Source organism: Stenotrophomonas sp. Iso1, from assembly GCF_027497995.1.
GTDB lineage: Bacteria > Pseudomonadota > Gammaproteobacteria > Xanthomonadales > Xanthomonadaceae > Stenotrophomonas.
Genome location: NZ_JAODBT010000001.1, coordinates 306,883 through 319,203, shown reverse-complemented (window position 1 = coordinate 319,203; position 12,321 = coordinate 306,883). Strand labels below are relative to the sequence as shown.

Below are 12,321 nucleotides of genomic sequence, written 5' to 3'. Positions count from 1 at the left end.
GCCTTCATCGTACCGGCATGCACCGTTTCGCAGGCAATCCAGACGTCACGATGGCTGGCGGACGCGGTATCGTGTCGGCCTCCAAATACTGTTGAATGATATCGATGCCCGCCAATCCTTCCGCCCCGGCCACCGCGCCGTCGCAGAATCTGGAGCGTGCGCTCAAGCCGCGCCAGCTGATCATGATGGGACTGGGCAGCGCCATTGGCGCCGGCCTGTTCCTTGGCTCCGGTGTCGGCATCCAGGCCGCAGGTCCGGCGGTGCTGATTTCCTATCTGGTGGCCGGCACTCTGGTCATCATCATGATGCACGCCATGGGTGAGATGGCGGCTGCGCGCCCCACCAGCGGCGCGTTCTCGGTATATGCCGCCGACGCCCTGGGCCCGACCGCCGGTGCCACCGTGGGCTGGCTGTGGTGGGCACAGCTGGTGGTGGTGATCGCCGCTGAATCGGTAGGCGCAGCGGGGCTGCTGGCCACGGTCTGGCCACAGCTTTCCGTGCCACTGACCTCTCTGGCGTTCATGGTGGTGTTCACCGTGATCAACCTGATGGGCGTGCGCAATTACGGTGAGTTCGAGTTCTGGTTCGCCATCCTCAAGGTCGGCGCCATCATTGCCTTCATCGTGATCGGCATTGCCCTGCTGCTCGGGCTTCTGCCGGGCGTGCCGTCACCGGGCCTGTCCAACATCACCGGCCACGGCGGCTTCATGCCCAAGGGCCTGGCCGGCATCGGCGCTGCCTTGCTGGTAGTGATCTTCGCCTTCGGTGGCACCGAGATCGTGGCGGTGGCCGCCGCTGAAACACAGGACCCCGAGCGCAGCCTGGCACGTGCCATCCGCACCGTGGCGTGGCGCATTCTGGTGTTCTACATCGGCTCAATCGGCGTGATCATCGCCGTGGTGCCCTGGACCAGCGACACCCTCAAGTCACCGTTCGCCGCCGTGCTGAGCGTGGCCAACATTCCCGGCGCTGCCACGGCCATCACCTTGATCGCGGTGATCGCACTGCTGTCGGCGCTCAATGCCAACCTCTACGGCGCCTCGCGGATGATGTATTCGCTGGCGTCCCGCGCCGAGGCACCGCGCTGGCTGGCCCGTACCAATGGCCGTCAGGTGCCCGTGCTGGCGGTGCTGGCCAGCGTGCTGTTCGGTTTCGGTGCCACCGTGCTGGAGCTGCTGTACCCCAACAAGGTGCTGCCAGTGCTGCTCAACGTGGTCGGCTCGACCTGCCTGTTGGTGTGGACCATCACCCTGCTCTCGCAGCTGATCCTGCGCGGCCGGGCCGAACGGGCCGGCACCGTGTTGCCGTTCAAGATGGCCGGCTATCCGTACCTGACGGTGCTGGCGCTGGTGATTCTGGTGGTGATTTTCGCGCTGCTGATGGCCGCTCCTGAAACCCGCCTGCAGTTCCTGTCGATGGCTGCGCTGACCGCTTTCATCGCGCTGTGCAGCGGGCTGGCCCGGCGCAGTCGTAACGGCTGATCGTGCCGAAACAGGCTGTTGACGAGCCCGCCTACATGGCGGGCTTGTTTTAAGACCCGACTGACGGCAGGCTGCGCGCATTGGAACCTCGCCGTGCCAGCGCCCCACTCGTTGTGGCGCTGGGCACGCGGGCGATTCCAGCCCCCCACCCCCTCTTGCTGCTACCCCATGATCGACCTAGAAGACCTCATCCAGCGCGCCATCGACCCTTCAACTGTCAAGCTGGAAGGCACCCTGACCAATCCGCCGTCGTTTGGCGTTTACGTCATCGATTCCGATGACGGCAATACCCATTACCGCTTCGGCAGCCACCCGGTGCGCCAGCACGAGCTGGAAGACAAGTTCGGTGGTTGCGAGCTGGAGTACCTGTTCCTGTCCCGCGAAGACGCCGCCGCAATGACGGCCGTGCTCAACCGGCCTGAGAGCTGAGAACCGGCAAGCAGAACCCCATGGCGGCGGCAGCCAATCGCTTTGGATCCTGCAGCGCCCTGCGACCTTCTGAACAGAAGCGTTGAGAGGGCAAAAGGATGGACTGCCGAGCGCGACTCACCGTCGTTGAAGCCATCCCGTTGACAACCGGTGCCGGTCAGCGCGAATGAGCGTTCCCTTCATCGGTTGGTTGCCCGTTTCGACCGATGGTCTCCGGCCCGATCCCGCCGGCACCATCGGTTTCCGCAACACTCGGCTTCAAGTCCTATCGGCCGAGCCTCGATGCTGCGCACTGCGGCAGGATTGGCTCGCGTTTGGCGAGCACGCGACATCACGATGCAGATACGACCAACAACGTCCCTGGGCGGGAAGGCCAGCACCGGGGATGAAAACCCGTCATACCGCTGACCGAGGGAGAGTCACACCTTGAGCGCCACACGGCGGCGACGGCGACGGCGACGGCGGCATCTCAACCGTGCGGCCTTTCCGTCGCAGGCATGCAGAAGCACACGCAGCCCGTAACACCCCCGCATTGAAGCCCTACTGGAAACGCGGTGGCAGCGAGCCGGGGTCGGCGGCCACCAGGCCGGTTTCAATCCCATAACGCAGCAGATCCACGTCGCGGCGCAGGCCAAGCTTGAGCATGGCGGCGCCCTTCTGGGTGCTGATGGTCTTCTTGCTGCGGTTGAGCCGCTCGGCAATCTCGTTGACGGTCAAACCCGACACGTACAGGCGCACCACTTCCAGTTCGCGGCCGGTAAGTGAGTGCAGCTCGGGACCGCCTGCGGCCACGGTGTCCATGATCGCGGTGATGGTCGGCGACAGGTAGCGGCCATCGGCATAGGCAACATGCACGGCCGGCATCAGGTGGCTCATGGAGTCGGTTTTGCTGATCACGCAGGTGATGCCCAGCTTCAGCAGTGAATGCACGATGCCGGGGTTCTCCAACATCGTCAGCACCACGATCTTGACCATTGGGTAACGTTGCTTGATCAGGCGAAACAGCGTGACGCCGTCGCCGTAGCGGCCGCCGGGCATGGAGTAGTCGCAGACAAGAACGTCGCATGCGCCCTTGCCGAGCACGTCCAACAGTTCGGTGGAGTTCCGCGCCGTGCCCATGATGGAAGCAGCACCACCGGAGACAATTGCGTGGTGGATTCCTGCACGTACAGCAGCATGGTCATCGGCGACAACGACACGGAGACTGAATGGTTTCATGGTGAACCGCGTGGATAGTTTGGCGAGGGGAAAAGAACGCGAAGGTCGTGCACAACGGCGTGGTCACCCGTGGCTTTGACCCCCGGAATCAGCCATGTCGCAAGCAATCAGATTCAAGATGAGACTGTATGGGCAGCCACGGCACAGGGTAAGCAGACCGCGTCCTATTACAGGGCCGGTACGACTAGGGAAAATCCGAAATTTCCATTTCAATTACGGCATCTGCAGGGCCGCAACCCACTCGTCGGCAGGTATATCCCGTTCCCACATGATGTTTCTGGCTGAGCCGACGCAACCTTCCGACAGACCGAAATCGTCAATTGCTTTTCGGCACTTGTCCGATGGACCAAGGCCTCGTTAGGAACTAGCTTACTTTGGGCACCGTCACTCGGCTGCTGGAGCGACAAAGCACGTTCGCCCACGTCCCGTCTGGGTATCGACACACAGCAGAACAGCCTCAACGAGAACAGACCTTGACCAATACAAAGATCGTTGAAGTGCGGCAACTTCTTATCGAGTTCTCACACCTTTCTGCCCGGCAGAAGAGTCTGTTTCTCGACACGCTCAATCACTTCATGTTTGCATCGCCGCAGCGCAGGCAGCAGATCATGCGCGAGTGGCAGAAAATTCCGGCCAGCACGGCGACTGCCCGCACGCAGGTCGAATCGACGATGTAGCAGGCCGCGCCGTGAACTGTGTCATGCGCAAAACGGTCAGGTGTTTTCGCCCTGTCCCGAGCCAACCCCTGCTGGCGGCACCAGGCCGTTCTCCATGGCATAACGCAGCAGGTCGATATCGCGATCGATGGAGAGCTTGTCCATCGCCATGGCCTTCTGCGTGCTGATGGTTTTCTTGCTGCGATGCAGGCGCTCGGCGATTTCGTTGACGGTCAGACCCGAGGCATAAAGGCGAATGACCTCAACCTCGCGCTGGCTGAGTACACCTTCCGGATTACGGCCCACCCGCTTCGCATCGGCAATGCGGATGATCTTTTCGACCGAGGGCGAGTAGTACTTGCCTTCGGTACGCGCGGCGTGAATGGCGGGCACCAAGTGGGTGATTGCATCGGACTTGCTGACAATGCACTGCACGCCCTGCTTCACCAGCATATGCAGCACGGCAGGGTTGTCGAGCATGGTCAACACGACCAGGCGAACATCGGGATAGCGGCGATTGATCTGGCCAAACAGGGCAATGCCATCGCCCACTTCGCCGGCAGGCATGGCGTAGTCCGACACCACCACCTCGCACGACACCTCGGCCAGCAAGGCCATCAGCGACGTGGAGTCATTGGCAACACCCACCAAGTCAATGGTCGGTACGGAAGAGAGTTCGTGGCGTACGCCTGCAATCATGCCGGGGTGGTCGTCGGCCAGTACCACGCGGATCGTGAAACCTTCCATCGCATCCCCTCTGGACAGCACGCCAGCTGGAGGGCAACGGCTCCGCCTCTGCCTATCAGCACACATGAGGCTCATGTGTCAGAGGATTCTATGACATGAGCCCCGCCAGTGGACGACTTCTTTGTCAGAGGCTGCTTATCCAAAGCCTGACGACGACACTCCCACACCGGCAGCTGCCAGAACGTGTCTGGATGCGGTCCAACGCCGAACACCATGGTCTGGACCCACCGCCTGCCATTGGCCTGACGATGAAGTGGCTGACCACGGTCTGCAGCGGCTCTGTCCAGCAACCGAGTGAAGCGTGTTGCGCAACGGGTCTCGGCACCGCTGCACGAGCGATCAACCCACGTGAACCACCTCGCCGCTGCGGCCGAACGGACGGTGACCTTCGCCGATCAGCGGTTGCTACTGCGCAACAGGTAGCGCAGATAAGCCGCGCGCGACATCGGTCGACCGTGCAGGTAACCCTGCGTCACCTGGCAGCCGAGGCTACGCACCATGCCAAGGTCTTCTTCGTCCTCAATGCCTTCGGCAACCACGGTCGCTACCAGCTGCTTTCCCATGGCAATGATGCTGGCCAGCACGCTGCGCGCATGCGGGTGCTCGCGCGCTTGCTGCACCATGCTGCGGTTGATCTTGATTTCGTTGAAGGGCACGCACAACAAGCGATCCAGCGACGAATCCCCGCTACCAAAATCATCAATCGCACACTGGAAGCCACGCAGGCGCAGTTGCGTCACTGCACCGGACAACGCGTCATTGCACAGCGCGCCACCATCTTCGGTGATCTCGATGACCACCCGTCCCGGATCGACCCCGGCTACGCCTGCCAGATCGGCAATGCTCTGCGCCCAATGCGTCGAACGGGCAACCGTGGCCGGCACATTGATCGCCAACACGTGCCCGCCGCCATGTGCGTCCGTGACCATGGTCTCAAACGCACAGCTGAGCATGTAGTTGGTCAGGCACTCCAACAGACCCGCACGCTCGAACGACGGCAGAAACACCGCCGGGTTGAGCACGGTGCCATCGGCGCGGTGCCAGCGCGCCAACACCTCGGCGCCGCGCAGCGTTCCATTGGCTACGTTGTGCTGCGGCTGGAAGTACGGCTTGATCTCCTGCGCCATCAACGCATGGCGAAGCGCTTCTGCGGGGAAGTCCAACAACGGCGCGAACGCGCTCGCCACGCTGGCGGCTGCGCCTTGCGACAGCGCGAAATCATCAATCACATCGCGGATCAACTGCGGATCCAAGGCCTTGCGCAGGGCGCCGATCACGTTCAAACCACGCGCACGGGCATAGCCACTGGCCGCATGCAGCAAGCGGCTGGGCTGGTTGCTCATGATCACCACACCGGCCTTGCTGCCGCGATCGGCAAGGATATCGATCAGCTGCATGCCGGTGATGTCCTGCACATCCAGATCCAGGAATACGACGTCCCAAAACTGGTCACGTAACGCGTCAACCGCGCTGCTGCCATCCAGCACGCCCTTTACGCTGCTGACGCCGGCGCGGGTCAGTGCTTTGACCAACGGAGCCTGGTGCAGCGCGTTGCCATCCACCACCAACGTGCTGTGAATGACGCGGGTTTGGACGGTGGGCAGTACGGCGCGTACAAGAGCGTTCATGCGTGGCTTCTCCCGGCGAGGGCCGATGGACGTGGTGCGTTTCGATGTAAGCCATTGTTCCAGCGCCATGAGTCAGCCCCTATCGGTCAAGTCCTAATCTTCCGAATCGCAGGTAGGACAGTGCCGCAACCAGCCTGTGGACCTATGATGAGTACCACTCAGCCTGGGGAAGGCGATAGATGACAACGCAGCTGACCAGGTCTTCACCCGACACGCCGGGATCCGGCGGCAACGAGCGCGGCGCACTCAATCTGCTCAGCCGCCACCAACGTCTGCTTCTGTATATCGGCGGCGTGGTGACCTCATTGGTGCTTGCAGCGGTCACCGCGGTGATTGTGCATTCACAGGTGAAGGACTACATCGGAAATCGCTACGCCGATTTCGTGATGCAACGGACGGCACTGCAATGGGCATTTGCAGTGCGCGAAGGCGCAATGCGCATCAGCGTGAAGCAAGAAGAGTACGCGTGGCCATCGCGGCAGGAGCCCCTCCCGGAATTGATGGCGCAGTTCGCACGCAGCAATGGTCGGTTGGTACTTCAACGCAACACCAGCTTCCCACCGGTGCTGGTCCTGGCGGATGTCTCACCGCAGCAACCGATTGAACGCTACACGCCCTACCTGCGCATGGCCGATGAAATCAGTTACCAGGCCGGCGCCTATTCGCAGGCGTTGATGGCCACCGGTTATTTCTTCAGCCCTGACCGGCAATTCGTTGGCATGGGCCCGGCGCCCATCGAACCGACCGGTTTGGAAACAAGCGACACCGGTGCCGCTGCCCTGATCCAACGGGTTGCGGCTGACCTGGGCGACTTCACGACACCTGCAAATGTCAGCCGCCTGCTCGACCCCGCCACGCCGTGGTGGATGCCACCGGCACCCGATCCAATCACCGGTGGCACGTCGATCCGACTGGTGCAGGGTGCCGCTTCGGAAGGCACGCTGTTTGCAGTGTTTGTCGCGTCGTACCCAACGCAGACGTTCACGTCGTTGCTTGCCGGCAAGAATCCGCACGAAGCTTCGTTGATGGTTGATTCGCACAACACGCTGCTGCTGGGCACTGCCCCGGTGGATACGCAGACCGAGGTGCTGCGCATCGCCGGTACGTTGGCAGGTGCCGCTCCGGCAACCTTGAATTACCACGACGGCTATTTCGTCGTCAGCGACGGCATTAACCCTGCCGGCTGGAAGCTGGTGCACGCGTTTTCGTGGCGCACGATTCTGGCCGAGCTGTGGCCACGCCAGCTTGGTTACGTGGGCGCCATGTTGCTGGTGATCGGCTTTGTCTGGGGCGGCCTGCTGTTCATTGACCGAAAGGTATTCAGGCCTGCCTTTGCACGCTCGCAACGCATTGCCGAAAGCGAGGACCTCAACCGCACCATGGTGACAACGGCACCGTTCGGACTGGCGTTGTTGTCCGTTTCCAGCGGCGACGTTCTGCTGCAGAACGCCGCAATGCGCGGTTATGCCGAGGAGGCTCGGCACAGCGACCCGCCATTGCATACACGGCTCCTGGCGTTGTTCGGCGGCAGCGCGCACAGCCCCGACGACCACAGCGAGCAGGAGTTCCAGCTGGCGCTGGAGGATGGCTCCAGTTGCGACCTGCTGGTCAGCAGTGTGCACACCAAGTACCAGGGCAACGATGTGCTGTTGTGCAACTTCAAGGACATCACGCTGCGCAAGAAAACCCAACATGAGCTGGAGCAGGCACGGCAGGCTGCCGACGCCGCCAATCATGCGAAATCGGCGTTCCTTGCGACCATGAGCCACGAAATCCGTACACCGCTCAACACCATCCTGGGCAACCTTGAACTGCTGGAACGCACGCCACTGTCCGACGCGCAGCTGCAGCAGCTGCACACGGTGTCATCGTCGTCGTCCACGTTGCTGGGCATCATCAACGACATCCTCGATTTCTCGAAGGTCGAGTCCGGGCAGATGACCATCGAAACGATCCGCTTCGATCTGTCCACGCTCATCCAGGAAACGGTGGCGTTCTTCCTGCCGGTAGCACAGGCAAAGGGCCTGCAGCTGGATCTGAGCATCGATGACGCGCTCGCACCGGCGTACCTCGGCGACCCCACGCGCATACGGCAGATCATCTACAACCTGGTGGGCAATGCGATCAAATTCACCGACCACGGCGATGTGCTGCTGGAGGTGTATCTGCAGGACGACAACCAGCCTGAATCGTCCGTGGTGATAGGTGTCAGCGACACCGGCATCGGCATGACCGCCCAACAGCAGGCCGGCCTTTTTCAGAGCTTTGCCCAGGCTAATGCCACCATCGCCCGTCGCTATGGCGGCAGTGGTCTGGGGCTGGCGTTGTGTCGTCGCCTGACGGATCTCATGCATGGCAGCATCACCGTCCACAGCGAGCTGGGTAAAGGCAGCACCTTCATGGTGATGCTGCCGCTGCCGTCGGCCACTGCCGTTGAGCCCACCGCCGTCGCAGCACAGGACTATCCCGAACTTTCGGCATCCGCGCGCATCCTCATGGTGGACGACCATCCAGCCAACTGCGAGCTGATGCGCCTGCAGTTGAATGCACTGGGCCATTCCTGCGATACCGCCACCCGGGCGGCAGAAGCCGTCGCACTGCAGGCAGCGTCTGTCTACGATCTGGTATTCACCGACCTCAACATGCCGGACATGGACGGCCGCACGCTGGCACGTTGTCTGCGCGGCCAAGGCCTGCGGGCACCCATCATCGCCATCACCGCCTATGCCTCCGAGCGGGATAGGGAACTGTGCATCGAGGCCGGTATCGACCAGGTGCTGGTCAAGCCGGTGCTGCTGGGGACGCTGGCGCGCACGCTGGACCACCACCTGCGAGGCCACCGCCCAGCAAGCGACCGGGTTTCACCTCCCGATCTTTCGCTCGGACCGCTGCCCGCCAGCGTCCACAGCGCCCTGAGCGAAGCCCTGGAGAACTCGCTGACGGCGCTGGATACCCTCGTGGAGAAATGGGCGCTTTCCCCCGACGCAGCGGATGCTGCCCTGCGCGTGCAGCGCATCGCCGAACAGTTGCACTCGATTCGCGGCGCCTTTGCCCTGGTGCATGAGATGGAAGTAGCCAGTCTGTGCGCACACATGGAGCAACTGCTGCAGGACCGCAACATCGCAGAGTTGAAAGCCCAGTTCGACATCCTGGGCCAGACCAGCCGCGACGCACTGCGAGGGCGCATCCCCAGCTAAGGACCCTCCACTCGCAATTCAAGGTGCATGGCAGGACGAAACCACTCCAATCGCGGGCTTCTGCACTCCCTTCACCTTCCACGTCCTGCACGGCGAGCGCCCACCTTGCCTGGGCGCTCGATCACCACGCGGCAACGCGCTGAACAAACACCGGATTCCCGGCATTTGCAGGCGCTTTACTTGCTGCTGACGTACTTCTCGCGGCGGATCTGCGGAACGGGCAACCCGGCGACCTTCAGCGCCTCGAAACAGGCGTCGACCATGTCCGGGTTGCCACACAGGTAGGCGATGTCGCGGGCCGGGTCCGGCGCGATCTCGGCCAGATGCTGCTGCACGTAGCCTTGGCGCCCATCCGGGTGCGGATTGGCCGGCAGTTCGCGGGACAGACACGGCATGTAACGAAAGCCCGGGGTAGCCTCGGCAAAGGCCCTGAAATCTTCGCTGTACAGCAGCTCAGCAGGCGTGCGTGCGCCCTGCAGCAGTACCACTTCTACGCCACGTTCTTCGATGGCCTTGCGCAGCAGCGGCAACATCGAGCGATACGGGGTAACGCCGGTACCGGTGGCAATCAGCAGGTAACGGCTGTTGTGGTCGCCCGGGTTCAGACAGAAGCGTCCAAACGGGCCGCTGCCGGTGATGTGCCCGCCGAGCTCCAGCCCTTCAAACAAGGCTGTGGCGGCGCCGCCGGGGACGAAACTGACTGCGATATCCACCGCGTCACCCGGCCCGAGGGCATGGTCATGGATGGTGGCCAGCGAGTAACTGCGCTTGGTGGCGGTGCCGTCGGCGTAGGAAAAATGTACCTGGATGAACTGGCCGGGCTGGAAATCCAGCGGTTGGCCGTCGTCACGGACGAACTGGTAATGGCCGACGCTGGGCGCCAGCATGTGACGGCCGACCAGCTTGAGGGGGAATTGGATTGGCACGGGGGAGAAACAGTGTGTAGCCGGGCATGGGCCACGGGGCCACCTATAATAGCGGCCTTGCACTCATCCGGCGCCGTGAACCTGGCGCGAAGGCCCGAGCTTGGACTCCCGAATTTCCCCGATCGCGCCCGCGTTGCGCGTCCACGATCTCCGCAAAACCTACGACAACGGCGTACAAGCGCTCAAGGGCGTCTCGATGGAGGTCGCCCCGGGCGACTTCTTCGCCCTGCTGGGCCCCAACGGCGCCGGCAAGTCGACCATGATCGGCATCATTTCCTCGCTGGTGAACCTGAGTGAAGGCCAGGTGGAAGTGTTTGGCACCGACCTGGTCAGCAACCGCAGCGCCACCATGCGCCTGATCGGGCTGGTGCCGCAGGAAATCAACTTCAACCTGTTCGAAAAGCCGTTCGACATCCTGGTCAACTACGCCGGTTTCTACGGCATTCCGCGTGCCGAAGCTGAAGTGCGCGCCGAAGAAGAGCTCAAGCGCGCGCACCTGTGGAACAAGGCACAGATGATGAGCCGCACGCTGTCAGGTGGCATGAAGCGCCGGTTGATGATTGCCCGCGCCATGATGACCCGCCCGCGCCTGCTGATTCTGGACGAGCCCACGGCCGGTGTGGATATCGAAATCCGCCGCGACATGTGGAAAACGCTGCAGGAAATCAACGCCGCCGGCACCACCATCATCCTGACCACGCATTACCTGGAAGAAGCCGAGCAGCTGTGCCGCAACCTGGCCATCATCAACCACGGCCGCATCGTCGAGCAGGGCCCGATGCGCGACCTGCTGGCCAAGCTTGACGTGGAAGGTTTCATCTTCGACATCGACGGCGTGCTGCCCACGCAGCTGCCGCATATCGAGGGCGCCACGATGATCGCCACCGATGCGCACACGCTGGACCTGGACATGCCGCGCGCGATGGATCTCAACCGCGTGTTCGCCGCACTGGCTGACGCCGGCATCCGTGTGCGTTCGATGCGTACCAAGAGCAACCGCCTGGAAGAGCTGTTCGTGCGCCTGACCGGCAACCTGGAGACCACCGCAGCATGAGTACCCCCGTCCCCGTGACCGACAGCAGCCGCAATTGGGTGGCGCTGGGCACCATCGTCCGCCGTGAAGTCAGCCGCATCCTGCGCATCTGGGGCCAGACCCTGGTGCCGCCGGCCATCACCATGACCTTGTACTTCCTGATCTTCGGCGGCCTGATCGGCTCGAAGATCGGGCCGATGGGTGGCTACAGCTACATGCAGTTCATCGTGCCGGGCCTGGTGATGATGAGCGTGATCCAGAACAGCTACGGCAACATCAGTTCGTCATTCTTCGGCGCCAAGTTCGGCCGTCATATCGAAGAACTGCTGGTCAGCCCGATGCCGAACTGGGTGATCTTGGGTGGCTATGTCACCGGTGCGGTGCTGCGCGGCATGATGGTGGGTGTGATCGTGTTGATCATCGCCATGTTCTTCACCCCCGTGCGCATCCCGCACCCGCTGGTGACGCTGACCACGGTGCTGCTGGGTGCAACGATCTTCTCGCTGGCTGGCTTCATCAACGCCGTCTACGCCAAGAAGTTCGACGACGTTGCGATCGTGCCAACCTTCATCCTGACCCCGCTCACCTACCTGGGCGGCGTGTTCTACTCGGTGACGTTGTTGCCGGGCTGGGCACAGGCAATGACGCACGCCAATCCGATCTTCTACATGGTCAACGCCTTCCGTTACGGCCTGCTGGGCAGCAGCGATGTGCCGTTGTGGATTTCCTACGCGTTGATGCTCGGCTTTGTGGCGGCACTGACTGCATTGGCACTGTGGCTGCTGCGTCGTGGTATCGGCCTGCGCAGCTGAGCAGGCGCTATTGCCCCGAACAAACGGCGCCGAAAGGCGCCGTTTGTTTTTGCGCCCCAGTCGGAGCGGTTTCAACCGCGAAGCGGATATCCCGGCGTGGGAACCACTGCATTTGCAGATGACACGTCAACGGAGCCATTGCCAGCTTCGCGGCGGAAGCCGCTCCTGCAAGGGCCCATCGTGTCGTCACTGGG

General features: G+C 62.5%; 10 protein-coding genes. 6 read left to right on the top strand and 4 right to left on the bottom strand.

What is annotated here, in order from left to right:
* Positions 1-104: 104 nt before the first annotated feature.
* Complete coding sequence (locus tag PAN08_RS01160; RefSeq protein WP_269789724.1) at positions 105-1,481, top strand: amino acid permease; 1,377 nt, start codon at positions 105-107, stop codon at positions 1,479-1,481.
* A gap of 168 nt (positions 1,482-1,649) precedes the next feature.
* Complete coding sequence (locus PAN08_RS01155; protein ID WP_269789723.1) at positions 1,650-1,910, top strand: hypothetical protein; 261 nt, start codon at positions 1,650-1,652, stop codon at positions 1,908-1,910.
* Positions 1,911-2,450: 540 nt separating this feature from the next.
* Here the strand turns inward: PAN08_RS01155 and PAN08_RS01150 are convergent.
* Positions 2,451-3,128, bottom strand: a complete 678-nt coding sequence (locus PAN08_RS01150; protein ID WP_269789722.1) for a response regulator transcription factor — start codon at positions 3,126-3,128, stop codon at positions 2,451-2,453.
* A 473-nt stretch (positions 3,129-3,601) separates the two neighbouring features.
* Here PAN08_RS01150 and PAN08_RS01145 point away from each other — a divergent pair, with 473 nt between their 5' ends.
* Positions 3,602-3,805, top strand: coding sequence for a hypothetical protein (locus PAN08_RS01145; RefSeq protein WP_269789721.1), 204 nt, complete (start codon positions 3,602-3,604; stop codon positions 3,803-3,805).
* Positions 3,806-3,841: 36 nt separating this feature from the next.
* On the opposite strand, the gene PAN08_RS01140 is transcribed toward PAN08_RS01145, so the two are convergent.
* Both PAN08_RS01140 and PAN08_RS01135 read right to left on the bottom strand, forming a co-directional pair.
* Positions 3,842-4,531, bottom strand: a complete 690-nt coding sequence (locus PAN08_RS01140) for a LuxR C-terminal-related transcriptional regulator (RefSeq protein ID WP_269789720.1) — start codon at positions 4,529-4,531, stop codon at positions 3,842-3,844.
* A 395-nt stretch (positions 4,532-4,926) separates the two neighbouring features.
* A complete protein-coding gene (locus PAN08_RS01135) occupies positions 4,927-6,159 on the bottom strand; it encodes an EAL domain-containing response regulator (protein WP_269789719.1) in 1,233 nt (410 codons plus the stop codon).
* Between the two features lie 179 nt (positions 6,160-6,338).
* Between PAN08_RS01135 and PAN08_RS01130 the strand changes: the two genes are divergently transcribed.
* Positions 6,339-9,356: an ATP-binding protein gene (locus PAN08_RS01130; RefSeq protein WP_269789718.1), complete on the top strand. Its 3,018-nt coding sequence runs from the start codon at positions 6,339-6,341 to the stop codon at positions 9,354-9,356.
* A 176-nt stretch (positions 9,357-9,532) separates the two neighbouring features.
* On the opposite strand, the gene PAN08_RS01125 is transcribed toward PAN08_RS01130, so the two are convergent.
* Positions 9,533-10,282, bottom strand: coding sequence for a ferredoxin--NADP reductase (locus PAN08_RS01125; protein WP_269789717.1), 750 nt, complete (start codon positions 10,280-10,282; stop codon positions 9,533-9,535).
* A gap of 100 nt (positions 10,283-10,382) precedes the next feature.
* Here PAN08_RS01125 and PAN08_RS01120 point away from each other — a divergent pair, with 100 nt between their 5' ends.
* Both PAN08_RS01120 and PAN08_RS01115 read left to right on the top strand, forming a co-directional pair.
* Positions 10,383-11,336, top strand: coding sequence for an ABC transporter ATP-binding protein (locus tag PAN08_RS01120; protein ID WP_269789716.1), 954 nt, complete (start codon positions 10,383-10,385; stop codon positions 11,334-11,336).
* On the top strand, positions 11,333-12,127 hold the full coding sequence (locus PAN08_RS01115; RefSeq protein ID WP_269789715.1) for an ABC transporter permease: 795 nt from the start codon (positions 11,333-11,335) through the stop codon (positions 12,125-12,127). The genes PAN08_RS01120 and PAN08_RS01115 overlap by 4 nt, the downstream gene beginning before the upstream one ends.
* Positions 12,128-12,321: the final 194 nt, after the last annotated feature.